Genomic DNA, 25,647 nt, shown 5'->3' on the forward strand with positions numbered 1-25,647 from the left:
GTTAGACAGGCAGGCCAAGCCCGCCCCGGACCTTCAGTTCCAGATAGTCTTCAAGACCAAAGGTCCCGCCTTCACGTCCGTTGCCGGATTGTTTGTATCCACCGAATGGAGAGCCAAAATTGGTGCTCTGCCCGTTTATGGTGACAGTGCCCGCCTGCAATGCGGCGCAGACCCGTTCGGCGCGCTCTGAATCTCCGGTCTGAACGTACGCCGCCAGGCCATAGACAGTGTCGTTGGCGATCTGAATGGCCTCTTCCTCGGTTTCGAACGGGATCAGGACAAGAACCGGTCCGAAAATCTCTTCCCGCGCGATGGTCATCTGGTTTGTCACATCCGCAAAGATCGTGGGTTGCGCATACCAACCGTTTTCAAACCCGTCCGGTTTGCCGAGGCCACCGGCAATCAGGCGTGCGCCTTCATCAATGCCGATCTGGATCATCCGCTGCACCCGGTCATATTGGATCTGATCAAAAAGAGGTCCGATATGATCGCCGGGCTGGGCTGGGTTTCCCACCGCCTGCGTCTGTGCCGCAGCAGCGGCGATGTTGACGACCTCTTCATAGCAGCTACGTTCGACGAGCATCCGTGTCGGGGCGTTGCAGGATTGGCCAGTATTGTGGAAGCAGTTGAAAACCGATGCTTCGACGCGTGGTTTCAGATCAGAACCATTATCCGCAAACACCAGATTGGGGGATTTTCCGCCCAGTTCCAGTGCCACACGTTTGACCGTATCTGCGGCGTCTTTCGACACAAGGATACCCGCGCGGGTCGAACCGGTGAAAGACATCATCGCGATGTCCGGATGCCGTGACATGGCGGCCCCGACCTCGGCCCCGTCACCAAATACAAGGTTGAACACGCCCGCTGGGTAACCGGCCTCGTGAACGATCTCGGCAAAGATCGCGGCGGACAGGGGCGTGTGTTCCGAAGGTTTCAGAACACAGGTGGCCCCCACGGCAAGCGCAGGCAGGACCTTGAGGGCAATCTGGCTGATCGGCCAGTTCCAGGGGGTGATCAGGCCGCAAACGCCAATCGGCTCTCGGTACAGCACATCGCCACTGGGCAGGGTTTCACGCGCGTCGTGGTCTTTGAGCACGCGGATGAAATCCTTGATGTGCTCGATCCCGCAGCCCGCTTGCGCGTTGCGAGACATATCGATGGGTGCGCCCATTTCACGCGTGATGGCCCAGGACATGTCTTCAAGCCGTGCGGTGTAGACCTCCAGCAAGCGCTCCAGCAATGTTAGCCTCTCGGCCTTGGAGGTTTTTGAGAAAGTCGCAAAGGCGCGTAATGCGGCGGTCACGGCGCGGTCGACATCCGCAGCCGATCCCAGCGCAACTCCGCCAATCACAGAGTTATCCGCAGGGTTCTTGATCGGAAAGCCGATGCTGGACGCAGGCGCGACCCAGGCACCATCGATGTAATGCGTGTTCAGGTCTTCCATATTGGTTTTCCCATTCCAAAGACGTCAGGCGGAAACCGGTGCGGTTTCCAGATTCAGATGAAGTTCGGTGCCGGTATAGGGATGGGCGGCAATGGCTGCATCGTTCAGCTCGACACCCAGCCCCGGTGATGAAGGCGGCAGGACATATCCATCCTCCCAAGAAATCGGTGTCGTCAGGAAATCCATGAACCGCCCGTCGAAACGACCGATGGATTCCAGGATCAGAAAGTTCGGGCTGCATGTGGCGATCTGGATGTTGGCTGCGGCTACTATGGGCCCACAATATAGATGCGGCGCGATCTCGGCCTGTCGGGTCTCAGCCATGCCTGCGATCTTCTTCGCCTCCAGAAGCCCACCAACGCGCCCGAGATTCATTTGCAGGATCGAGGCTGCCCCGCATTCCAGCATGCGCGCGAATTCATGTTTTGTACAAAGCCGTTCGCCCGCGGCCACCGGGATCGAGGTATAGCGGGCCACTTCGGCCATATCATTCGGGTTCTCCGGTGGTACCGGTTCCTCGAACCACAGCGGGTCATAGGCTTCGAGCCGCCGCGCCATCCGTTTGGCGCCTGAGACCGTAAACTGGCCATGGGTGCCAAAAAGCAGATCCGCCTTGTCGCCCACGGCGGCCCGGATCTGACGGCAAAACGCTTCGGACCGGTCCAGATCGCTTAGGCGGGGTTGGTGCCCGTCATAGATCGTGTAGGGTCCCGCCGGATCAAATTTGACAGCCGTAAACCCCTGTTCAACGGCCCTGACTGCCGCCTCGGCAGCGATATCGGGATCATTGTAGACATTCGGTTGATCAGGGTCGGGATACACATCCCCGTCAGCCGGATAAAGATAGGTATAGCTGCGCAACCGCTCATGCACCTTACCGCCCAGCAGGTCATAGACCGGCTGATCCGCCGCCTTGCCGATGATGTCCCAACAGGCCATTTCAAGCCCGCTGAGCACCCCCATCACCGTTACATCGGGGCGCATGGTAAAGCCCGCGCCATAGGTTTGACGCCAGAGCCGTTCGATATGATGCGGGTTCTGGCCCGCGAATTGCCGCTCAAACACATCATGGGCCATGGCTGCGCACAGATCGGGCCCAAATGTGGCGTTGTAGATTTCGCCTACCCCGGTGATCCCACAGACCGTCGTCAGGCGCACAAAGATAAAATAGCGACCGCCGTGGCGGGGCGGCGGGTTGCCCACCACAAAGGTTTCAAGTGTATCAAGCTTCATGCCGTGTGCCTTTCCAAGCCCGAGGCCCGGACATCCGCCAGGATCATCTCGGCCCCGCGCGCGGCCAGCATCATGACGGGCGCGTTGGTATTGCCGGAGGTAACGTTCGGAAACGAGGACGCATCAATCACGCGCAGCCCGGTCATGCCATGGACCCGCAGTCGAGGGTCGAGAACCGAGTCAGCGGCCGAGTTTCCCATCCGGCAGGTGCAACTGGCGTGATACACCGAATTGGCCCGCTCACGGAAATCCTCCAGCAGCGCATCGTCGGAATGTTCGGTGATATCGGGCGCTCTGCGAACCACGGCACGGATTGCAGGCGTGTTCGCAAGTTTCTGGATATTGCGCCCTGCAGCGATTGCCATGGCGCAATCTTCGTTTGTAGAGAGCGAGTTCGGCCGGATCTCGGGCGCGTCACGCGGGTCTGCTGATGTGATCAGAACCTCGCCCCGGCTTGTGGGTCGACAGGGCTGCGCGCAGATCAGAAAACCGGCCTCCTTTTCCACGTCCGGCTTTCCGGCGGCATTCACCCGATAGGACATCGGATTGCAATACATCTGCAAATCGGCATGCCGGTTGCGCCCGGATCGAACAAAGCCGCTGACTTGATTGATGGGTACCGCCAGGGGGCCTTGCCGCGTCAATACATATTGCGCCCCGGCGATAATCTTGCCCGGCCAGTTGCCCAGGTGATTGTTCAATGTCGGTTCGGTAGCCTGAAATTGATAAGAGACTGCAAGGTGATCCTGCAAACCCTGACCCACCTGCTCCAGCCGGTGCCGCACATCGATCCCGTGCTTTTTCAACAGGGCAGCAGGGCCGATGCCCGACCGTTGCAGAATTTGCGGTGAGTTCACGGCCCCTGCGCTGACGATGACCTCACACGCGGCGTGTGCTACGGTGCTGCGGTCGCCCTGCCGGTACGTGACCCCTGTTGCGGCACCGTTGTCGACGATAATCCGTTCGACCAGAGCCTCAGTGACAATGTGCAGGTTGGATCGGCCCCTCGCCGTTTGCAAAAACGCATCTGCTGCCGACCATCGCCTGCCGTTTCTGACGGTGCTGCGCAGACGGGCCATACCCTCACGCGTGGACCCGTTCAGATTATCCAGAATGGGCCAACCCGCCTGACGCGCCGCGGTCAGAAAGTGGTTCGAAAACGGATGCATCTTCTGGCTCAGATCAGAGACGTGAATTGGGCCGGCTCCTATATCACCTGCCTGGGTGTGCTGCGTTTCAAGCGCGGCAAACGTTTCTGAAACAGCGGCCCAGTTCCATCCTGTGGCGCCTGCATGTTCCCAATCGTCATAGTCATGCGGCAAGCCCTGAACATAGGCCATTGCGTTGATCGAGCTTGATCCGCCGATCACACGCCCGCGTGGCCAGAAAGCCTGACGCTGGTTCAGGCCCGGATCAGACGCGGCTGTGTAGCACCAGTTGACCTTTGGGTCATCATAGGTTTTGCCATAGCCCAATGGCATTTTGATCCAGAAACGACGATCCGATCCGCCCGCTTCGATCAGCAAGACCTTGTGACCTCCGCAAGCTGTTAGTTTATCAGCCAAAACGCAGCCCGCAGACCCGGCGCCAACAATGATGAAATCGTAGCTGTCCATCGTGACAACCTGCCTCCCTTTCGTGGTGCGCGAGCCGCATCCGCGATCCTTGGGGACATCTTTCTGGCAGAAGTATTGTTAAATCAAACAATGGATTTTAGGATATAGACCAAACTTTACTTAACGGTTATGCGATATGGACCTGCCTCATCCAACTTGGTTGCGAACCTTCGAGGCTGCCGCGAGACTTGCCAGCTTTTCGGCGGCGGCAGACGAGCTGGGCCTGACCCCAGCGGCCGTCAGCCAGCAGATGCGTCTGTTGGAAGATCACCTGAAGACAACTCTGTTCGAACGATTGCCGCGCGGCGTTGCGCTTACGGATATGGGCGAAGCCTATGCGCAGCCGGTCCGCCAAAGCCTTGCCGATATGCGCACCGCCACCGCTGGGCTGTTCGGCGCCGCAAGGAAGCGGCAGATCAAGGTCAGGGCCTCGATCTCATATGCCGCCCTTATCATTGCGCCCCGCCTGGACGAGTTTCTTGCTGAACATCCTGACATTGATGTTGAGCTTTCAACCTTCGTCTGGGCAGGTCGCTTTCAGCAAGGTTTGGGGGATGTCGACATCCGGTTCGGTCATGGCGACTGGACGGACGGTCACGTTACCCATCTGGGCCATGAATATGCCATTCCCGTCTGCCATGCGGATCACCTTGCCCGTTTCGGCGAGGCCCCCACATTTGATCAGCTTGCTTCCGATCACATTACAACCATCCATGGCTCGGAATCGGATTGGCCACAGCTGATGGAACAGTTGGGGCTGACAGCTTCGGTCGCCAAAAAGGTGACGCGGTTTGATTCATCATTGATGGCCTTGCAATTTGTAAGTTCCGGATACGGAATGGCCATTGTCGTCGAAAACTTCGCCAGCGCGTTTCTTGATCGCGGTGCCGTCGTAAGACCGATTTCAGACAAGCTTGCGATCCGACCGGCCCATTTCATCGTTGAACGCGAAGGGGTGGAAAGACGCGAAGAAGTACGTGCGTTTTCGGATTGGGTGAAGTCAATCCATGGCCGCCCTTGAACAGGTTCTGGCATGATTGATGTTCGAATCCTTCAGAGAACGGTTTCAGCTAGCAAGGGTGGCAGAGAGAAGCAGGATTACTTATCTTGCATGTGATTACACGACAGCTTGATCGGTACTTTCCGATAATATCCGCTCATATGAACCACTATTTCGCTAAAATGCGCAAATTTTGGGTCAAATATTCCCGAATAATCTAGAACCTTATCTCTGCGCTGGTTCACCAGTCAGACCTTGGCGCAGATAAAATCCGGCCTGCGTATCGTGGAGGGACGCGGCCTCACAAAAAGAATGCACCTTTGTTGGCGCCATGGCAAATCATCCGATTTGCCAAACGGGTTTCCCATGCCTTCAGAGACTACACGGAGGAAAAACATGAAACTCAGATCGCTTTTGCTGTGCAGTACCTTTTGCGCTGCCACCGCTGTTCCGGCCTCAGCCGAAACGCTGAAATGGGCACGTGCTGGCGATGCGCTGACGCTTGATCCCCACGCGCAGAATGAAGGGCCAACAATCACACTTGGCCGCCAGATCATGGAGCCGCTGGTAGACCGAGACATGAAAGGCGGGCTGGTTCCCGGCCTTGCAACTGAATGGGCCCCATCAGACAGCGATCCGAATGTCTGGACCTTCACCCTGCGTGAGGGGGTGAAATTCCACGATGGTGCAGATTTCGACAGTGAAGATGTGGTTTTCTCGCTGAACCGCGCCATGACGGATACAAGCAACTATCGCGAGGTTTTGGCGTCGGTCGCCGAAGTTCGTGCCACCGGCCCCTACACGGTTGAGATCGTGACCAAAGGGCCAAACCCGATCATGCCGAACAATCTGACCAACCTTCTGATCATGGACAAGGGTTGGGCCGAGGCCAATGGCGCAGTGGACGTGCAGGACTATGAAGGTGGTGAAAACACCTATGCGACCAAGAATGCAAATGGTACAGGCCCCTACAAGGTTGTCAGTCGCGAGCCGGATGTGAAAACAGTGCTTGAGCGTTTTGATGGCTATTGGGGGAACGGTCAATTCCCGTTGGAAGTCACGCGGATCGAAGCCCTGCCAATCCAGAACCCGGCCACTCGGGTCGCTGCCCTGCTGTCTGGTGAGGTGGATTTCATTCAGGATGTTCCGGTACAGGATCTTGCGCGCGTGGACGGCACCGACGAGTTGGACGTGCGCAAAGCACCGCAGAACCGGGTGATCTTTTTCGGGATGAACCAAGGGGACGCGGACTTGGCCAATGACAATCTTGATGGCGCAAATCCGCTGGCTGACGTGCGTGTACGCCAGGCGATGAACATGGCGATCAACCGCGAGGCCATCCAGAAAATCGTGATGCGCGGGCAGTCAGAGCCTGCAGGCGTGGCGATGCCCCCATTTGTGAACGGTTGGACCGCTGAGCTGGACGAAGTTCCGGCAACTGATATCACGGCGGCCAAGGCGTTGATGGAAGAGGCCGGGTATGGCGATGGCTTTTCGATCAAGCTGGATTGCCCGAATGATCGCTACATCAACGATGAAGCGATCTGTCAGGCCTCGGTCGGCATGTTCGCGCAGATCGGGATCGACGTGAATCTGGATGCCAAACCCAAGGCGCAGCATTTTCCGTTGATCAACAACCTGGAATCCGACTTCTACATGCTGGGCTGGGGTGTTCCGACCTATGATTCCGAATACATCTTCAACTTCCTGGTTCATTCCAGAGGTGACGAATACGGATCGTGGAACAGCACCCGTTATTCCAACCCTGAACTGGACGAGGCGATCGAAGCGCTGGCAAGCCAGACCAATCTGGCGGCCCGGAATGAATCCATCGGTGCCATTTGGGATCAGGTTCAGGAAGACGTGTTGTATCTGCCGATCCACCACCAGGTTCTGAACTGGGGCATGAAGTCCAGCGTCGACACGATTGTCGACCCCGAGGACAGCCCGAAGTTCAAATACTTCGCCTTCCAATAGGGCCCGCGGACCAGAGCCTCCTGTCCAAATGGGAGGCTCTGGCCGCACCGCTCCTTGCCCAAAGGCCCGCCTGATCGGGGCTTGCGGGGCGCCGTGCATCCGAACCTGGAGACCAAAGCCAATGTTAGCCTATATCATCCGCCGTATCATGCAGTCCGTTCTGGTGCTGTTTGTGGTCGGCCTTGTGGCCTTCTCGATGTTTCGCTTTGTCGGCGATCCGATTGAGAACATGCTGGGGCAAGAGCGGACAGCCGAAGACGTAGAGCGTTTGCGCACCGAATTGGGCCTGGATCAGCCCTTTCCCGTGCAATACTGGCGCTTTCTTGAGAACGCCGCCCACGGCAATTTCGGGCTGAGCTATCGGCAGGGGCGGCCCGTTGCGGAAATCCTGTTAGAGCGTGCGCCTGCGACATTGGAACTTGCGCTGGTATCCGGAACGCTGGCCATTGTGATGGGCATCGGGCTGGGCGTCTATACGGCGATCCGGCGCGATGGCTGGATATCCAACACGATCATGACAGCCTCATTGATCGGGGTATCGTTGCCCACCTTCCTGATCGGAATTGTTCTGATCTATGTGTTTTCGGTCGAGCTTGGCTGGCTGCCATCTTTCGGAAGGGGTGAGACGGTCAAGATTGGCCAATGGTCGACCGGTTTTCTGACCAAGAGCGGCCTTCTCTCGCTCATCCTGCCTGCGATCACGCTGGGCCTGTATCAGATGACCTTGATCATGCGTCTGGTGCGATCCGAGATGCTCGAGGTTCTGCGCACCGACTACATCCGGTTCGCCCGTGCCCGTGGTCTGCGTGAGCATGTGGTCTATTTCCACCACTCTCTGGTCAACACATTGGTGCCAGTGATCACCATTATCGGCCTTCAACTCGGCAGCATCATCGCGTTCGCGATTATCACCGAAACGGTCTTTCAGTGGCCCGGTGTCGGTTTGCTGTTCATCAATGCGGTTCAGTTTGTCGATATCCCGGTCATGGCGGCCTATCTGATGCTGATTTCGGTTCTGTTTGTCGCCATCAACCTCATCGTTGATCTGTTCTACTTCCTCATCGACCCACGCCTGCGGACCAGCAAGGCAGGAGCACACTGATGCACAAACTTCACAACATCTGGCAATCTGATCTGGCCTGGAATTTCCGCAACTCGCCTGTTGCGCTGGTTTCCGCGTTGATCGTGCTGATCTTGGTGCTGGCGGTGGTGTTTGCCCCGTTTATTGCACCACACAATCCGTTTGACCCGGCCACGTTGAACCTGATGAACGGTTTCACCAAGCCCATGGAGCCCAACGCATTTACCGGTGACGTCTTTCTGCTGGGGACCGATGATCAGGGCAGGGATGTGTTGTCCACCATTCTTTACGGGATGCGTATTTCGTTGATGGTTGGGGTGTTGTCCGTTGCCCTGGCCATGGTCCTTGGCATCGTTCTGGGGCTGATTGCCGGCTATGTCGGCGGGTGGACGGAAACCATCATCATGCGGATCGCTGATGTGCAACTTACCTTTCCGTCGATCCTTGTCGCAATGCTGATCTTCGGGATTGCCAAAGGAATAACACCGGTTGAATACCGCGATCAGGTGGCCATCTGGGTTCTGATCCTGGCCATTGGTCTGGGCGAATGGGTACAGTTTGCACGTGTCGTCCGCGGTGCCACCTTAGTGGAAAAGAACCGGGAATATGTGCAGGCGGCGCGGCTGATCGGGCGTTCCAAGTGGGTCATCATGATCCGCCATCTCCTCCCTAACGTTCTTTCACCGGTTCTGGTTATTGCCACCATTTCACTGGCTCTGGCCATTATCGCCGAAGCGACGCTCAGCTTTCTGGGCGTGGGTGCGCCGCCTACACAGCCTTCGCTGGGAACCCTGATCCGCATTGGCCAAGGATTCCTTTTTTCGGGTGAGTGGTGGATCCTGTTGTTCCCGGCCCTCACACTTCTGACACTTGCGCTGAGCGTGAACATGCTGGGTGACTGGCTGCGTGATGCCCTTAATCCAAAGCTGCGCTGATGACTGAACCTGTCCTGTCCATTCGAAACCTTGTTGTTGAAATCCCGACTCGTCATGCCCGGCTTTGTGCCACTGATAAGGTCAGCTATGATATCGCCCCGGGTGAAATCCTTGGTGTCGTCGGCGAAAGCGGTGCGGGGAAGTCCATGGCCGGAAACGCTGTTATCGGCCTGCTGAACCCGCCCGCCCGGATCACCGGGGGCGAGATCTGGCTGAATGGTCGGCGCATCGACAACCTGCCACCCGAACAGATGCGGCAGTTGCGCGGGAAAGAGATCGGGATGATCTTTCAGGATCCGCTGACATCGCTTAACCCGCTGATCAAAATCGGGGATCAATTGGTCGGAACGATGATCGAACATCTGGGCCTGACCCGCTCTGACGCCCGCAGCCGGGCTATTGCCGCGCTTGAGGAGGTCGGTATTCCGGCGGCGGCCGAGCGGATTGACAGTTACCCGCATGAATTCTCTGGAGGTATGCGCCAAAGGGTGGTGATTGCGTTGGCCCTGTGTGCCGAGCCGTCGCTGATCATCGCGGATGAGCCCACAACGGCGCTGGATGTCTCGGTGCAGGCTCAGATCATCGCGTTGCTCAAACGATTGTGCCGCGAGCGTGGCACCGCAGTTATGCTGATCACCCACGACATGGGAGTGATTGCAGAGGCCGCTGATCGCGTCGCGGTCATGTATGCGGGCCGGATGGCCGAGATCGGCGATGTGCGGGACGTGATCATGCGCCCTCGGCATCCTTATACCGATGGGCTGATGGGGTCGACACCATCCGCGTCGGCAGGTCAGCGCCGGCTGCGTCAGATCCCCGGTGCGATGCCACGGCTTCACAGTCTGCCGCAAGGCTGTGCCTTTGCGTCGCGCTGCGAACGGGCCACCGGGCGATGCGGCAGCAACCCGCCTCCTACACTTGAGGCTGACGAGGGCCGGTCCGCCTGTTGGCACGCAATCAAATTGGAGGGCGCAGCATGACCGCCATCGTTTCCGTAGACGAACTGACCAGGGTTTTTGATGTCTCGAAACCCTGGTTGAATAGGGTCTTGGAGCGCCTGCCCAAATCCCATCTGACCGCCGTTTCGGATGTCAGCTTCGACATTCAGGAAAAGACCGTTTACTCGCTGGTCGGTGAAAGCGGATCGGGCAAATCGACCATTGGTAAGATGGTTGTGGGTCTTTTGCAGAACTCCGGTGGTTCGGTCGAAATCTCGGGCGTTGATTTAACACGTGAGAAAGACGCAGCGGCCGTTGCCAAGGCCCGGGATGCGATCCAGATGATTTTTCAGGATCCGTTTGCCTCGATGAACCCGCGTTGGCGGGTCCGTGATATCATCTGTGAACCTGTCGTCGCCAGGGGCGGAGACAGCAAGGGGCTGGCCGAGCGATTGTTGGAGCAGGTCGGCCTATCGGCTGAGGACGCAGACAAGTTCCCGCATGAGTTCTCGGGCGGGCAACGTCAACGCATCTGCATCGCCCGCGCGCTGGCCTCCCAGCCCCGGCTGATCGTCTGCGACGAGCCGACATCGGCACTGGATGTTTCCGTTCAGGCGCAGGTGCTGAACTTGATGAGCGACCTGAAGGATGACCTTGGCCTGACATACCTGTTCATCAGCCATGACCTGACGGTTGTGCGCCATATCTCTGACCGGATTGGTGTTCTTTATCTGGGCAGGTTGGTCGAAGAGGCAGCGCCTGATGACCTGTTTGAATCTCCCAAACATCCCTATACGCAGATGTTGCTGGCCGCTGCGCCAAGGATGGATGCGTTCGGTCGCGAGGTAGAGCCACCCAAAGGCGAAATCCCCGATCCGATCAATCCGCCAACCGGTTGCGCCTTCCATCCACGCTGCCCGATGGCGACAGAGGTCTGCGCCCGCCTGCGGCCCGAGATGCGATCCCTCAATGGCAGTCGCGTCGCATGCCATCTTGCGGGTTAGAGCGGCACCCGGCCAGTGTTTTACATAGCCCCTAGGTGCGGCCCATAGGTCCTTCCGGGTTGCGCCTGTGGGATTTTGGTAAGCCACATACCATCGTGCAAGCACGGCTTGGTTATGCGTGATGAGGCCGTTTGGCCGATACGATCAACCCTTAAATCAATGCCTTGGTCCGCGCCGGCGGGCCCTTTCGGCTGCCCTTGGTTGCGAACGCCATTCTCTGTTGACAGTCGATAATGTATAATGGATACATTATGCAATATCAAAATGGCCATACTGGCATAACGAGGCAACAGCTGCCCACTCAAAGGGAGACCCACATGAAACTGAAACTGTACGCTGCAACTGCTGCGATTGCCTTGTCGGCTGCCGCGGCACAGGCCAATACGCTTGTCTACTGTTCCGAAGGATCGCCGGAAGGGTTTGATCCGGCCCTATTCACCGCTGGCACGACATTTGATGCATCCTCGCATCCGATCTACAACCGTCTGCTTGAGTTCGAAACCGGCACGACCAACGTGATCCCCGGCCTGGCCGAAAGCGTGGAAGCCAGTGATGACGGTTTGGAATACACCTTCAAGCTCCGTCAGGGTGTCAAGTTCCACTCGAATGACGAGTTTACCCCGACCCGGGATTTCAACGCGGATGATGTAATTTTCTCGTTCATGCGTCAGAAGGATGAGGCGCATCCCTACAATCAGGTTTCGGGCGGCACGTGGGAATACTTCCAGGGCATGGGTATGCCGGATCTGGTTGAGTCGATCGAAAAAATCGACGACTATACGGTCAAGTTCACCCTGACCAAGCCCGAAGCGCCGTTTGTTGCCAATATGGCGATGGATTTTGCCTCGATCCTGTCTGCCGAATATGCGGATGCGATGATGGCAGCGGGCACGCCTGAAAAGATGAATACAGCGCCTATTGGCACGGGCCCGTTCTCATTCGTGGCGTATCAGAAGGATGCGGTGATCCGCTATGCCCAAAACGCCGATTACTGGAAAGCACCAGCAGATGTGGAAAATCTGATTTTCGCGATCACCCCGGACGCGTCGGTGCGCTACCAGAAGCTGAAAGCGGGTGAGTGCCATATCATGCCGTATCCCAACCCCGCCGATATTCAGGCGATGCAGGATGACGCAGACATCAACATGATGGAGCAAGAAGGCCTGAACGTCGGGTACCTGGCTTACAACACGACCATGGAGCCGTTCGACAACCCGAACGTCCGCAAGGCGCTGAACATGGCGATCGACAAGAATGCCATCATCGACGTGGTGTTCCAAGGGTCTGGGCAGGTGGCCAAGAACCCGATCCCGCCAACCATGTGGAGCTATAATGACGCCATCATCGATGATGCATATGATCCTGAAGCGGCTAAGGCCATGCTGGACGCCGAAGGCGTTTCTGATCTGTCGATGAAGATCTGGGCGATGCCTGTACAGCGCCCCTACAACCCCAATGCACGCCGTATGGCGGAACTGATCCAGGCAGATTTTGGCAAAGTGGGCGTGGATGTCGAGATCGTGTCCTATGAATGGGGTGAATACTTGTCGCGTTCGAAGGAGTTGAACCGCGACGGTGCGGTTCTACTGGGCTGGACTGGCGATAACGGCGATCCAGACAACTTCCTGGCCGTGCTACTGGGATGTGATGGTCGCGAAGCCTCGAACCGTGCGCAGTGGTGCCACCAGCCGTTCGAAGACTTGATCCTGAAGGCCAAGCAGACCACCGATCAGGCTGAACGGACGAAACTGTATGAAGACGCGCAGGTGATTTTCAAAGAGCAGGCACCCTGGGCGACCATCGCACATTCGGTTGTTTACATGCCGATGCGCAATGAGGTGCAGGGGTACAAAGTGCACCCGCTGGGCGGCCACATCTTCTACGGTGTGAGCGTCGAGTAAGCCACCACTCACTTGCCGAAGCCGCCCGGTGGCGGCTTCGGTTTTCTCTATGAGGAGGTCGGCACAAATGCCGGATTTGTCCGAGTACCGCCAATTGGCAAAGACCCTGTCAGTGGATGCCGTGGCGCTTGTGCCCGGCCCGAATTTTACCCGCGCCTTGGGAAAGCCCTTTATGAGCCATGAGCGGCCTTTTGTGGTCGTGATCCCGGCAGAAGGAGCACCCGCAGCGGTCGTGCCCAATCTTGAACTTGGATCGTGGGAACTGGTGGGTTTTGAAGGCGCCGTTTTCGACTGGTTCGATCAGTGCGGGTATGATGACGCCTTTGCAGCTCTGGCCGATCACATGCCGCTTGGCTCGCTGGCTGTTGAGGGGCAGGTTATGCGGGTCTTTGTGTCTAAGGCCCTTACCAACGCTATGCCCAATCTGCGGATTGTGGATGCCGAGCGTGAGATCTCGGGTTTGCGGATTTGTAAAACCGAAGACGATATCGCGGCATTGCAGGCGGCAATTGATATCTCGGAGCGTGCGCTGACACATGTGATTGCTGATGTACGCGCGGGTCAAACCGAAGTGCAGATCGAACAGGCCCTGATTCAGGCGCTGTTTGCTGAAGGTGCAGATTCTCTGGCGTTTGCACCGATCGTTGCAGCAGGGGATAACTCGGCACGCCCGCACGGCAAGGCGCGGGCGGATTACCGGATCAAACCGGGCGATGCGCTGTTGTTTGATTTTGGCGCTCGCAAACATGGATTTGCAGCCGATATCACGCGTACTTTCTTTGTCGAAGAGGTCTCGGACGAGGGCAGGGATGTCTACGATACCGTCCTGCGCGCCAACCTTGCGGGGTTCGAAGCCTGCCGCCCCGGTGTGACGGCCCATGATATCGACGATGCCGTGACCGGCGTGCTTGAGGCCTCGCCCTATGCGGATCGTATCCGCACAAAAACGGGCCACGGGCTAGGCCGGGATGTGCACGAGGCGCCCTACATCATGCGTGGAAACCACCAGGAAATTTTGCCGGGCATGGTCTGGACCAATGAGCCAGGGCTCTACGACCTCGGAAACTTTGGCGTTCGCATTGAGGATGATGTTCTGGTGACCGAACAGGGGTGCCGGTCACTGACCAGCTTCCCCAAAAACCTCACACTCATAGGTCGCTGATGTTTGGTTACTTTCTGACCCGGCTGGGAATGTTCATCCCGACCTTTCTGGGTGTAACGCTGATCTCATTCATGTTCATCCGGGTGCTGCCCGGCGATCCGATCATCGTCATGGCTGGTGAGCGCGGTATGACCGAAGAACGTTATCAGGAAATGGTCGAGAAGCTGGGCTTCGACAAGCCAGTCCTGCAGCAATATTGGGACTATCTTGTTGGCGTTCTGCAGGGTGATCTTGGCGAAAGTTTTGTCACCAAGAAACCTGTCTGGGATGAGTTCTTTGCGCTGTTCCCTGCAACGCTTGAGTTGTCGATCTGTGCCATGATCTTTGCCGTGGCTTTGGGTTTGCCAGCAGGGGTGATTGCTGCGGTGAACCGTGGCAAGTTCTTTGACCGGGCGCTGATGTCGTCGGCCCTGATCGGGTATTCGATGCCGATCTTCTGGTGGGCGCTGCTGCTGATCATCGTGTTCTCGGGCAATTTGGGGTGGACTCCGGTTTCGGGCCGGATTGACCTTTTGTATTACTTCCCAAGTGTCACGGGTTTCATGCTGATTGACAGCCTGCTGTCCGGGCAATCGGGGGCCTTTGGGTCAGCCGTGCGGCACCTGATCCTGCCAACCATCGTGTTGGGCACGATTCCCTTGGCAGTCATCGCGCGCCAGACCCGGTCTGCAATGCTGGAGGTGTTGGGCGAAGACTATATCCGAACCGCGCGTGCCAAAGGTCTGTCTCCGGCACGGATCAACGGGCTGCATGCGCTGCGCAATGCGCTGATCCCCGTGATCACCGTTATTGGCCTGTCGGTCGGAACCTTGCTGGCGGGCGCAATCCTGACCGAGACGATCTTTAGCTGGCCGGGTATCGGCAAGTGGATGGTCGATAGCATCTTTCGCCGTGACTATCCGGTGGTGCAGGGCGGCCTGCTGATGATCGCTGTGATAGTGATGCTGGTGAACCTGGCTGTTGATGTCCTTTACGGCATCATCAACCCCAAAATCCGGAGGCGGTGATGGCCGAGTTGTCCGCAAACACGCCCAAAACCGAAGACCGCCCCAGCGCCCTGCGCGAGTTCTGGTATTACTTCAGCGAAAACCGAGGCGCGGTCTTTGGCTTATGGATATTCCTGGCCTTTGTCTTTTGTGCCGCATTTGCGCCCCTGCTGGCCCCCTATGACCCGACGGAACAATTCAGAAGCCACATCCTGCAACCGCCGGCCTGGCAAGAAGGGGGCAGTTGGGCCTTTCCGCTGGGCACGGATCCGCTGGGCCGGGATATGCTGTCGCGGTTGATCATGGGGTCGCGCTATTCCTTCTTTGTGGGCATCGTCGTGGTCTGCGTTGCGGTGACCGGTGGCGTGATCATCGGGCTGTTGTCCGGGTTTGCGCCAAAATGGGTCGATACGCTGATCATGCGGGTGATGGATATCATCCTGTCCTTCCCGTCCCTGCTGCTGGCGCTGGTGCTGGTGGCCATCCTCGGGCCGTCGCTGACCAACGCAATGATCGCAATTGCGATCGTGTTTCAGCCTCACTATGTGCGTCTGACTCGAGCCTCGGTTCTGTCCGAACGGCAAAAGGATTATGTGACCTCGGCCCGCGTGGCCGGGGCGGGCAAGGCTCGGTTGATGTTCAAAACCGTGTTGCCGAACTGTCTGGCGCCGATCATCGTGCAGGCGGCGCTGTCCTTTTCGACCGCCATTCTGGACGCCGCCGCGTTGGGTTTTCTGGGCATGGGCGCGCAGCCGCCCACGCCAGAATGGGGCACGATGCTGGCCGAAGCGCGCGAATTCATCCTGCGCGCCTGGTGGGTGGTGACCTTTCCGGGCCTCGCCATCCTGATCACGGTGCTTGCCATCAATCTGATGGGTGACGGTCTGCGCGATGCGTTGGACCCGAAGCTGAAGCGGAGCTGATGATATGAGCCTTTTGGATATCCGAAACCTCACCGTTGAATTCGCAACCGCATCAGGCAGGTTCCGCGCCGTGGATGGCGTTGACCTTTCAGTCGACAAGGGTGAGCTGATGGCTATTGTCGGCGAAAGCGGATCGGGCAAATCCGTGTCGATGCTGGCGTTGATGGGCCTGCTGCCCTGGACCGCCACGATTACTGCGGACCAGCTGAGTTTTGAGGGGATCGATCTGACCCGAACTTCGGCCCGGGACCGGCGCAAGATCGTCGGCAAAGACATCGCGATGATCTTTCAGGAACCGATGTCGTCACTGAACCCCTGCTTCACAGTCGGGTTTCAGATCAAAGAGGCGCTGCGCATCCATCTGGGTCTGAACCGTAAAGATCGTCACCAGCGGGCGATTGAGCTGTTCGACCAGGTCGGCATCCCTGCACCGGAAAGTCGTCTGAACACCTTCCCGCACCAGATGTCGGGCGGGATGAACCAGCGGGTCATGATTGCCATGGCCATCGCGTGCAAGCCCAAACTGCTGATCGCGGATGAGCCGACCACGGCGCTGGATGTCACCATTCAGGCGCAGATACTGGATCTATTGGTCCGTCTGCGGGATGAACAGGGGATGGGTCTGGTTCTGATTACCCATGATATGGGTGTTGTGGCTGAAACGGCCGAACGGGTACAGGTTCAATATGCGGGCCAAAAGGTCGAGGAGCAGCTGGTCAAAGACCTGTTCCGCACCCCTCGCCACCCTTACACCTCGGCCTTGCTGAGTGCCTTACCAGAGCGGGCGACATCCAAGATGCTGCCGACGATACCCGGTGTGGTGCCTGGTCAGTTCGACCGGCCCCAAGGGTGCCTGTTCAGTCCAAGATGCAGGTTTGCAGATGACCTGTGCCGCGCAAAACCACCCGCGCCCCATGACGGCGCCTTTGGCAAGGCTCGCTGCCATCATGTGGAAAAGATCACAGCCGGAGATTTGGCATGACCGCACCTGTCGTCAAAGCGACTGCCTTGGCCCGTCATTACACGGTAAAGGGCGGCTTGTTGTCGAAACCGGCAACGGTCAAGGCGTTGTCTGGCGTGGATTTTGAACTTCAGTCCGGCAAAACGCTGGCCATTGTGGGTGAATCCGGCTGTGGCAAGTCCACGCTGGCGCGGTTGGTCACGATGATCGAAGAGCCAACTTCGGGCACACTGACGATCGACGGGATCGACATCACCCCATCGAAATGGGCGCAAACGCGTGAAACGGTGCAGATCGTGTTTCAGGATCCTTACGGCTCATTAAACCCGCGCCACCGGATCGGGCAGATTCTGCAGGAACCGCTGATCATAAACCGCCCCGACTTGTCCGCTGCAGAGCGTGAGGCGCAGGCCCGTCAGATGATCGAGATGGTGGGCCTGCGGCCCGAACATTATGACCGGTATCCGCACATGTTTTCGGGCGGTCAGCGTCAGCGGATCGCGATTGCCCGCGCCTTGATGTTGAACCCAAGGGTGCTGGTGCTGGATGAACCTGTGTCGGCGCTGGATGTGTCCATCCAGTCGCAGATTTTAAACCTGCTTGTCGAATTGCAGGAGCGTCTGAAACTTGCTTACCTGTTCATTTCGCACGACCTTTCCGTGGTCAAACACTTCGCCGATGATGTGATCGTGATGTATCTGGGCCGTGCTGTCGAAAAGGCACCTAAAGAGCAGCTATTCGCCGCCCCGCGTCATCCCTATTCCAAGGCCCTGCTGTCGACAACGCCGCGCGCCAATCCCGAAGCGCGCAAAGACCGGATCAAGCTTGAGGGCGAATTGCCTTCGCCGATGAATGTCCCAAAAGGCTGCGCCTTTGCACAGCGGTGTTGGTTGGCGAGCAAAGCTTGCCGTAGCGCACCACCTGAACTGAGCGGTGAGGTGCATCAGGTGGCCTGCTTGAACCCATTGACGGCTTAAGACCACCGGCTGACCCTATGGGTTTGCCGGTTTCAACTTTAGTTCACTAGGGCCGCTTCAGCCGTGCCGCTAGTTGTCGCCTGCGCCCATTTTAGCGTTCAGGCATGGGCGCGTGTTTCCTCTTATTCCGCAGATCAGCACAAATACATTTCAAAAACATTATACTGGATGTTGGATACAAAATCCTTTATATATCTTGATCACAAGATTCAGGGAGGAACACATGTTGAAGAAAATCGCTGCCATCGCAGCTCTGACGACCTTTGCGGCTATTCCCGCTGCTGCGGATACGCTTGACGATGTCGTGGATCGCGGCACGCTGCGCTGTGGCGTCGTGCTTGATTTTCCGCCAATCGGGTATCGGGATGCGAATAACGAACCGGCCGGTTTTGACGTCGAATACTGCAATGACCTTGCCGCCGCGTTGGAGGTTGAACCGGAAATTCTGCCGGTGACATGGGCCGAGCGTCTGCCGGTCATCGTAACCGGGCGCGCCGATGTCGTCTTCGGCGCAACCTCGGACAGCCTGGAACGGGCGCGGACCGTTGGATTCACCATCCCCTATGCAATTTACTACGCTCAAGGTGTGGTAAATGCAGACAGTGGTATCGAAACCTTTGAGGATATTCGTGGCAAGCGCGTGGCAGCCGCCATCGGTACAGTGCCGGAACAGGAATGGCTGAAAATCGCCGCCGAATGGGGCGAGGAAGGTAACTATCAGGGTTATCAATCCGAAAACGAAGTGTTCCTGGCCGTGGCGCAAGGCAAGGCGGATATCGGTATCACCACAAATACCGCTGTTCTGCCAATCACGCAGCAATATGAAACCGTTTTGGCGGGCCCGCGCATGCCCTGGACCACCGACTACACCTCGGTTGTGGGGAAACGGCAGGACGTGACCTGGCTGAACTTCCTGAACCTGTTCGTGACGCATCAGGTGCGTTCGGGCCGTTATCAGGAGTTGTGGGGCAAGTATGTCGGTGGCGACGCGCCCGAGCTGCGCATTCCCGGCGTGATGTACTGATCGCATCCCAACATCTCTCCCGTCCGGCCCCAGCCGGGCGGGAGAGTTGCCCCATTTCCATGAGGGAAAGCCGTGTTCGACTATAACTTCCATTGGCGGCCCGTGATGAAAAGCCTGCCGGATCTGCTGGAAGCGTCATTGCTGACGCTGCAGGTCGCGGTGCTGGCGATGATCCTTGGTATTGGTGTCGGCCTGTGCCTGGCGCTGGCGCGTCTGCACCTGAAAGGCCCGCTTTATTGGTTTGCGTCGGCCTGGGTCGAACTGGCCCGCAATACGCCAGCGTTGTTCCAGCTGTTCTTTTTCGGCTTCGGGCTTGGCGCGTTTGGCCTGCACCTGTCGCCGTACTTTATCGTCCTGGCTGGGCTGACCTTCAATTGCGCCGGTTATCTGGCTGAGAATTTTCGCGGCGGGTTTCAGGCTGTTCCTGAAACACAACTGAGGGCATCGCGATCCCTAGGTATGACCGCCTGGCAGGCTTATACGCGCGTGGTGATTCCGCAGGTGTTTCGTATCGTCTATCACCCGATCACCAATCAGATGGTCTGGGCCGTGCTGATGTCTTCGCTGGGGATGTTGGTCGGATTTCGGGAACTGTCGGGCGAAACCCAGTTCTTCGCCTCGCGCACTTTCCGCATCTTTGAATACTTCGCGGTCACCGCGGTCATCTATTACGTGATCGTCAAAATCATCCTTATCGCCTCGCGCCTGCTGGCGGCGCGGCTGTTCAGATACTGAAGGGGGCACAGATGGAACCCACTGTCAGGTTCTTCAGCGGCTTTAACATCAACGATCTGTGGTTTCTGGGCGAAGCCGCGTTGCGGACGCTCTGGATTTCGGTGTTGTCGATTTCTATCGGCACGGTTTTTGGCGTGATATGCGGCTGGATCCTGTACGAGGGCAAGCTGGCGGCGACGCTGACGCTGGCCCCGGTTCTGGACATATTCCGCTCGGTTCCGCTGATCATTCAACTGGTCCTGTTTTATAACTTCGCGCCCATTGTTGGGCTGAACCTGGACCCGTTCGCCTCGGGCGTGGTGATCCTGTCGATCTACACTGCCGCTTTGGTGGCGAATGTTGCGCGCGGCGGGATCGAGGCTGTTGGAACACCCATGCGCCGGGCTGCGCGCAGCCTGGGCATGAGCTATTGGCAGGACCTGCGTTACGTCGTCTTTCCAATCGGCGGGCGCGCCGTGTTCCCGGCCTGGGTCGGGGTCGCGCTGGGTGTCATGAAAGACAGCGCATTGGTTTCGGTGCTGGGCTATGTCGAATTGCTCAAGGCCAGCCAGATCCTGATCACCCGCACGCAGGAGCCGTTCCTGATCCTGACAATCGCGGGCGCGTTCTATTTCGCGCTCAGCTATCCGATTTCGCGCTATTCCGCGTCTCTTGAAAAAAGGTGGGCCCAATGATCGAAATTCGTGATCTGCATAAGTATTTTGGCGCGCTTCATGTTCTGAAAGGCATCGATCTGGACGTCCAGAAAGGCGAGGTCCTCTCGGTGATCGGCGCGTCCGGGTCCGGTAAATCAACCCTTTTATATTGCATCAACGGGCTGGAACCCATCCAACAAGGCGCAATTGCGGTCGATGGTACCGATGTGCACGCAAAAGGCACTGACATCAACAAGCTGCGTACAAAGCTTGGCATGGTGTTTCAGCAATGGAACAGCTTCCCGCACCTGACGGCGTTGGAAAACGTTGCGCTGGCCCCAAAACTTGTCAAAGGCAAATCAAAGCAAGAGGCCAAAGACATTGCTACTCAGCAACTGACCCATGTGGGTCTGGGCGAGAAGCTCAATGTTTACCCATCGGCCCTATCAGGTGGTCAGCAGCAGCGCCTTGCCATCGCGCGGGCCTTGGCGATGGAGCCGGAATACATGCTGTTTGACGAAGCGACCTCGGCCCTTGATCCCGAACTGGTGGGTGAGGTTCTCGATACCATGCGCCTTTTGGCCGAAGAAGGCATGACAATGATCTGTGTGACACATGAGATGGGTTTCGCCCGCGATGTATCGGACAGGGTTGCTTTTTTCCATCAGGGCGTGATGGAAGAGATTGGCCCACCCGGCCAGATCTTTGGTGATGCACAGTCCGAGAATACACGCAAATTTCTGGCCAATGTGCGCTAAGCAGTTTGACCAGACGACACGTTAAGGAAGGTTACGTTCATGTCCCAGAATATTTTCACCGGCACGATGCCGGCCCTGATGACCCCGTGCAAACCGGATCGGACACCGGATTTCGACGCGCTGGTGAAAAAGGGCAAGGAAATGATCGCGGCAGGTATGTCGGCTGTCGTGTATTGCGGTTCGATGGGCGACTGGCCATTGCTGTCAGATGCTGAGCGTATGGAAGGTGTTGAGCGTTTGATCAACGCTGGGCTGCCCGTTGTCGTCGGCACGGGTGCGATCAACTCCAAATCTGCGGTGGCGTTGGCGGCACACGCTCAAAAGGTCGGGGCGGCCGGGCTTATGGTGATCCCGCGCGTGCTGTCGCGCGGCTCGTCGATTGCGGCACAGCGGAACCATTTCAAGGCGATCCTGTCAGCGGCCCCGGACATACCTGCAATCATCTACAACAGCCCGGTCTATGGCTTTGCAACCCGTGCCGATCTGTTTCTGGAACTGCGCGCTGACCACCCCAGCCTTGTTGGGTTCAAGGAATTCGGCGGCAAAGGCGATCTGCGCTATGCAGCAGAGCATATCACGTCCAAAGATGATCAGGTCACCCTGATGGTTGGTGTGGACACCGAGGTCTATCATGGCTTCGTCAATTGTGGCGCTACCGGTTCGATCACCGGCATCGGCACCGCGCTGCCGCGTGAGGCGCTGTTGCTGGCGGCGTTGTGCCAAAAGGCAGCCGCAGGTCACGCAGAGGCACGTCAGCGTGCGCTGGAACTGGAAGAGGCGTTTGGCGTGCTGGCCAGCTTTGACGAAGGTACAGATCTGGTGCTCTACTACAAATACCTTCTGGTGCTGAACGGTGAAGAGGAATACCGCTTGCATTTCAACGAAACAGATGAGCTGACAGACGCGCAGCGCAACTATTGCGAACAGCAATATGCCCTGTTCCGCGCGTGGTTCAAAGATTGGTCCAAACAGGGCGGGATCATCGCTGAATGCATGTGATCGACAGCCACACAGGCGGGATGCCCACACGTGTGATCCTGGATGGCGGCCCTGATCTGGGTTCGGGGTCTCTGGCTGAACGCGCCCATCGTCTAGCGACAGAGCATGAGGCGTTTTGCAAATCCGTCCTGCTGGAACCGCGCGGTCAGCCAGGCATGGTTGGGGCGCTGCTGGTTGATCCGCAGGGTCCGGGTAGCGAAACAGGCGTAATTTACTTCGACGCTGATGCGGTGCTGGGCATGTGTGGTCATGGCACTATTGGTTTGGCGGTGACGCTGGCTTATCTGGGTCGGATCACCCCGGGCAGGCATGCATTTGAAACCCCAGCAGGTCTGATTTCGGTAGACCTGTTGGATGCGAATACCGTCCGCGTGACCAATGTTGAAAGTCGCCGGGTGCGTGCCTCTGTTGCGGTGGAAGTTGCGGGCCAAGGGCAGGTAATCGGAGACCTGGCCTATGGCGGGAACTGGTTCTTTATCGTTGATCCAAGTCCAATCGCTGTGGAGCCGGGCAACATCCGCGACCTGGGCGATCTGGCGATCGCCATTCGCAAAGCGTGCATCGCGCAAGGTGTCACGGGCGAAAACGGTGAGCTTGTGGACCATGTAGTGTTGCAGGGGCAATCCGATGTCGCAGGTATCCATAGCCGCAACTTTGTGCTGTGTCCCGATGATGAATATGACCGTTCGCCCTGTGGAACCGGCAGTTCTGCCCGCCTGGCTTGCCTTGCGGCCGATGGGGTGCTGGCACCGGGTGAAGAGATCGTTCAGGAAAGTGTTATCGGCAGCCCTTATCGGCTGAGCTATCAGCCGGGTGCAAATGGCGGCGTGATCCCTAGCCTGACCGGGCGGGCCCATGTCATGGGGGAAGGTAAGTTGATTTTCGCAAAAGATGATCCGTTTCGGGCCGGCATCGCCTTTTGATACGCTGATCCGGGGCCAGAGCGATCTGGCCCTATGGCAAACATAATGTGAGAGCACTCAAGCATGCAGCCTAGCACTCAACCGGATATTGTCGTGATCGGAGCCGGTCTGATCGGGATCAGCACGGCGCTGGCGTTGCAAAAGCGCGGCAAACAGGTGTTGGTGCTGGATCGTGAAGCGGTTGGGGCGGGGGCCTCGAAAGGCAATGCCGGGGCGTTTGCTTTTCCCGATATCGAGCCGCTCGCGACTCCGGGTATCATGCGTAAAGCGCCGAAATGGCTGATTGATCCCTTGGGGCCATTGTCGATTCCGCCCTCTTATGCGCTGAACATAGCGCCCTGGATGCTGCGGTTCTGGCGCGCCAGCTGGCGGGACCGCTATGCCGCATCAATAACTGCCCAAGCCGCGTTGATGAAGCACTGCCGAGCCGCGTTGGAACGTCAGGTCGCGGATGTGGATGGTGAGGCTTTTCTCCAGCGCGATGGTCAGTTGCTGCTGTTCGAAAGCGAGTCCGAGTTTCGGGCCAGCCTCTCCACCTGGGAGCTGCGCAAAGAACACGGTATCCCTTTCGATTTGCTGGAGGGTCCAGAGGCGATCGCCGAGATTCAGCCGGGTCTGGATCGCAGATTCACCCATGCAGGCTTTACGCCAACTTGGCTGAACACCCTAGACCCCGCTAGGTGGACCAGTCATTTGGCCAAGCAGTTCACATCGCGCGGAGGAGAGATCAGGATCGCGGGTGTTTCTGCGCTGACACCTATCGACCCCGGGGTGCGGGTAACGGCCAGCGAGGGTGAGTTAACCGCCGGGCAAGTCATTGTCTCTGCAGGCGCATGGTCGCACCAGTTGGCGGCAACGATAGGGGACCGTATCCCGTTGGAGACCGAGCGCGGATACAATACCACGCTGCCCGAAGGTGCCTTTGATCTGCGGACGCATCTGACCTTTGGCGGACATGGCTTTGTCGTGTCGCGGATCAATGGCGGTGTGCGTGTCGGTGGCGCGGTCGAGCTGGGGGGGCTACAACTTGCGCCCAACTTCAAGCGGGCTGATACCTTGCTGAACAAGGCAAAACGCTTCATGCCGGGCTTGAACGCAGACGGTGGCACGCAATGGATGGGTTTTCGCCCGTCGCTGCCTGACAGCCTTCCGGTCATCTCTCGTTCGGCCCGTTCTCCGCAGGTTCTTTATGGCTTTGGGCATGGCCATCTGGGGCTGACCCAATCGGCCGGTACAGCGGAACTGATCGCTGATCTGGCCATGGGTCACGAACCGGATATCGACATGGCACCCTATGCTTCGACGCGTTTCTAATCTGGAGGATGACCGATGAAGATCACCGGAATGAATGTCTATCAGGTGGATCTGCCGCTGAAAGAGGGCCGATACAGTTGGTCCAATGGCAACTTCGTCGAGGTCTTTGACAGCACCGTTCTGGAGGTTATCACAGACGAAGGTCTGCGCGGATACGCTGAATGCTGCCCGTTGGGCTCGGCCTATCTGCCATCATTTGCATTGGGCGTCCGGGCAGGGCTGGCTGAACTGGCGCCGCATCTGATCGGGCAGGATCCCCTGAACATCGGGCAGATCAACCGCACCATGGATGCGGCTCTGCGTGGCCATCCCTATGCCAAGGCTCCCGTCGACATTGCGTGTTGGGATTTGTTGGGCAAGGCCACGGACCAACCGCTTTACACCCTTCTCGGAGGCGCGGCGCAGGATGATGTGGTGCTCTACCGCGCCATCAGCCAGGAAGCGCCCGACCTGATGGCAAAGAAGATCGAAGGCTATGCCGCTGAAGGTTATACCAAGTTTCAGCTGAAAGTTGGAGGCGAGGCCAATGAGGATATTGACCGTATCCATGCCACTCGCGCGGTTCTGAAAAAGACCGACATTCTGGTCGCCGATGCCAATACCGGCTGGACCCGTCATCAGGCCGCACGAGTGGTGGGTGCGATTGCCAATCTGGATGTCTATGTGGAACAGCCTTGCCTGACCTATGAGGAATGCGTCTCGATCCGTCGTCGCACGGTATTGCCGTTTGTTCTGGACGAAGTGATCGACACCCCAAATACGCTTGTCCGCGGCATTGCTGAAGATGCGATGGATGTCATCAACCTAAAGATCTCGAAGGTTGGCGGCCTGACCAAGGCGCGCCAGATGCGGGATTTATGCGTGGCGCATGGTATCCCGATGACCATTGAAGACACCTGGGGTGGTGACATCACAACCGCAGCCATCGCCCATCTGGCTCGCTCGACGCCGCCGGAATTCACCTTTTCAGCGACCGATTTCAATTCCTACGGCACAGTCGATATCGCAACCGGTGCACCCAAACGCATAAATGGTCGAATGACCGCCCCGGATCGGCCCGGTCTGGGGGTTGATCCGATCTATGACGCCTTGGGTGAGCCTGTCGCGCAGTATAATTGAGG

At 57.8% G+C, this 25,647-nt stretch carries 23 protein-coding genes; 20 read left to right on the plus strand and 3 right to left on the minus strand.

What is annotated here, in order from left to right:
• Position 1: 1 nt before the first annotated feature.
• From AC2FGE_RS03485 to AC2FGE_RS03495, 3 genes are read right to left on the minus strand one after another with little or no spacing between them, the layout of a single operon-like run.
• The gene (locus tag AC2FGE_RS03485) at positions 2-1,444 is read right to left on the minus strand and encodes an aldehyde dehydrogenase family protein (RefSeq protein ID WP_496817802.1); all 1,443 of its coding nucleotides are present in this window, start codon (positions 1,442-1,444) and stop codon (positions 2-4) included.
• Positions 1,445-1,468: 24 nt separating this feature from the next.
• Positions 1,469-2,677, minus strand: coding sequence for a mandelate racemase/muconate lactonizing enzyme family protein (locus AC2FGE_RS03490; protein ID WP_496817803.1), 1,209 nt, complete (start codon positions 2,675-2,677; stop codon positions 1,469-1,471).
• Positions 2,674-4,293: a GMC family oxidoreductase gene (locus AC2FGE_RS03495; RefSeq protein ID WP_496817804.1), complete on the minus strand. Its 1,620-nt coding sequence runs from the start codon at positions 4,291-4,293 to the stop codon at positions 2,674-2,676. Before AC2FGE_RS03495 ends, AC2FGE_RS03490 begins: the two co-directional genes overlap by 4 nt.
• Before the next feature lie 136 nt (positions 4,294-4,429).
• Here AC2FGE_RS03495 and AC2FGE_RS03500 point away from each other — a divergent pair, with 136 nt between their 5' ends.
• From AC2FGE_RS03500 to AC2FGE_RS03595, 20 genes are all read left to right on the plus strand, one after another.
• Entirely contained in the window at positions 4,430-5,314 is an 885-nt protein-coding gene (locus AC2FGE_RS03500) for a LysR substrate-binding domain-containing protein (RefSeq protein ID WP_496817805.1), read from the plus strand.
• Positions 5,315-5,689: 375 nt separating this feature from the next.
• Entirely contained in the window at positions 5,690-7,270 is a 1,581-nt protein-coding gene (locus AC2FGE_RS03505; protein ID WP_496817806.1) for an ABC transporter substrate-binding protein, read from the plus strand.
• Positions 7,271-7,391: 121 nt separating this feature from the next.
• Entirely contained in the window at positions 7,392-8,372 is a 981-nt protein-coding gene (locus AC2FGE_RS03510) for an ABC transporter permease (protein WP_496817807.1), read from the plus strand.
• Entirely contained in the window at positions 8,372-9,286 is a 915-nt protein-coding gene (locus AC2FGE_RS03515) for an ABC transporter permease (protein ID WP_496817808.1), read from the plus strand. The genes AC2FGE_RS03510 and AC2FGE_RS03515 overlap by 1 nt, the downstream gene beginning before the upstream one ends.
• On the plus strand, positions 9,286-10,266 hold the full coding sequence (locus tag AC2FGE_RS03520; RefSeq protein WP_496817809.1) for an ABC transporter ATP-binding protein: 981 nt from the start codon (positions 9,286-9,288) through the stop codon (positions 10,264-10,266). Before AC2FGE_RS03515 ends, AC2FGE_RS03520 begins: the two co-directional genes overlap by 1 nt.
• A complete protein-coding gene (locus tag AC2FGE_RS03525) occupies positions 10,263-11,228 on the plus strand; it encodes an ABC transporter ATP-binding protein (RefSeq protein WP_496817810.1) in 966 nt (321 codons plus the stop codon). Before AC2FGE_RS03520 ends, AC2FGE_RS03525 begins: the two co-directional genes overlap by 4 nt.
• 317 nt (positions 11,229-11,545) lie before the next feature.
• On the plus strand, positions 11,546-13,129 hold the full coding sequence (locus AC2FGE_RS03530) for an ABC transporter substrate-binding protein (protein ID WP_496817811.1): 1,584 nt from the start codon (positions 11,546-11,548) through the stop codon (positions 13,127-13,129).
• Positions 13,130-13,196: 67 nt separating this feature from the next.
• Positions 13,197-14,291, plus strand: a complete 1,095-nt coding sequence (locus AC2FGE_RS03535) for a M24 family metallopeptidase (RefSeq protein WP_496817812.1) — start codon at positions 13,197-13,199, stop codon at positions 14,289-14,291.
• Complete coding sequence (locus AC2FGE_RS03540; RefSeq protein ID WP_496817813.1) at positions 14,291-15,298, plus strand: ABC transporter permease subunit; 1,008 nt, start codon at positions 14,291-14,293, stop codon at positions 15,296-15,298. The genes AC2FGE_RS03535 and AC2FGE_RS03540 overlap by 1 nt, the downstream gene beginning before the upstream one ends.
• A complete protein-coding gene (locus AC2FGE_RS03545; RefSeq protein WP_496817814.1) occupies positions 15,298-16,200 on the plus strand; it encodes an ABC transporter permease subunit in 903 nt (300 codons plus the stop codon). The genes AC2FGE_RS03540 and AC2FGE_RS03545 overlap by 1 nt, the downstream gene beginning before the upstream one ends.
• Before the next feature lie 4 nt (positions 16,201-16,204).
• A complete protein-coding gene (locus AC2FGE_RS03550) occupies positions 16,205-17,182 on the plus strand; it encodes an ABC transporter ATP-binding protein (protein WP_496817815.1) in 978 nt (325 codons plus the stop codon).
• Positions 17,179-18,138, plus strand: coding sequence for a dipeptide ABC transporter ATP-binding protein (locus AC2FGE_RS03555; protein ID WP_496817816.1), 960 nt, complete (start codon positions 17,179-17,181; stop codon positions 18,136-18,138). The genes AC2FGE_RS03550 and AC2FGE_RS03555 overlap by 4 nt, the downstream gene beginning before the upstream one ends.
• A 223-nt stretch (positions 18,139-18,361) precedes the next feature.
• Positions 18,362-19,162, plus strand: a complete 801-nt coding sequence (locus AC2FGE_RS03560) for a transporter substrate-binding domain-containing protein (protein ID WP_496817817.1) — start codon at positions 18,362-18,364, stop codon at positions 19,160-19,162.
• Between the two features lie 72 nt (positions 19,163-19,234).
• On the plus strand, positions 19,235-19,897 hold the full coding sequence (locus AC2FGE_RS03565) for an amino acid ABC transporter permease (protein ID WP_496817818.1): 663 nt from the start codon (positions 19,235-19,237) through the stop codon (positions 19,895-19,897).
• An 11-nt stretch (positions 19,898-19,908) separates the two neighbouring features.
• Positions 19,909-20,571, plus strand: a complete 663-nt coding sequence (locus tag AC2FGE_RS03570; protein WP_496817819.1) for an amino acid ABC transporter permease — start codon at positions 19,909-19,911, stop codon at positions 20,569-20,571.
• Positions 20,568-21,290 (plus strand): amino acid ABC transporter ATP-binding protein, encoded by a 723-nt coding sequence (locus AC2FGE_RS03575; RefSeq protein WP_496817820.1) that lies wholly within the window; start codon positions 20,568-20,570, stop codon positions 21,288-21,290. The genes AC2FGE_RS03570 and AC2FGE_RS03575 overlap by 4 nt, the downstream gene beginning before the upstream one ends.
• Positions 21,291-21,329: 39 nt before the next feature.
• Complete coding sequence (locus tag AC2FGE_RS03580; protein WP_496817821.1) at positions 21,330-22,289, plus strand: dihydrodipicolinate synthase family protein; 960 nt, start codon at positions 21,330-21,332, stop codon at positions 22,287-22,289.
• Positions 22,280-23,212 (plus strand): 4-hydroxyproline epimerase, encoded by a 933-nt coding sequence (locus AC2FGE_RS03585; RefSeq protein ID WP_496817822.1) that lies wholly within the window; start codon positions 22,280-22,282, stop codon positions 23,210-23,212. The genes AC2FGE_RS03580 and AC2FGE_RS03585 overlap by 10 nt, the downstream gene beginning before the upstream one ends.
• Positions 23,213-23,275: 63 nt before the next feature.
• Entirely contained in the window at positions 23,276-24,526 is a 1,251-nt protein-coding gene (locus tag AC2FGE_RS03590) for an NAD(P)/FAD-dependent oxidoreductase (protein ID WP_496817823.1), read from the plus strand.
• Positions 24,527-24,541: 15 nt separating this feature from the next.
• A complete protein-coding gene (locus tag AC2FGE_RS03595) occupies positions 24,542-25,645 on the plus strand; it encodes a cis-3-hydroxy-L-proline dehydratase (protein WP_496817825.1) in 1,104 nt (367 codons plus the stop codon).
• Positions 25,646-25,647 lie beyond the last annotated feature (2 nt).

The sequence above is a fragment of the Ruegeria sp. YTSA075 genome (genome assembly GCF_059610245.1).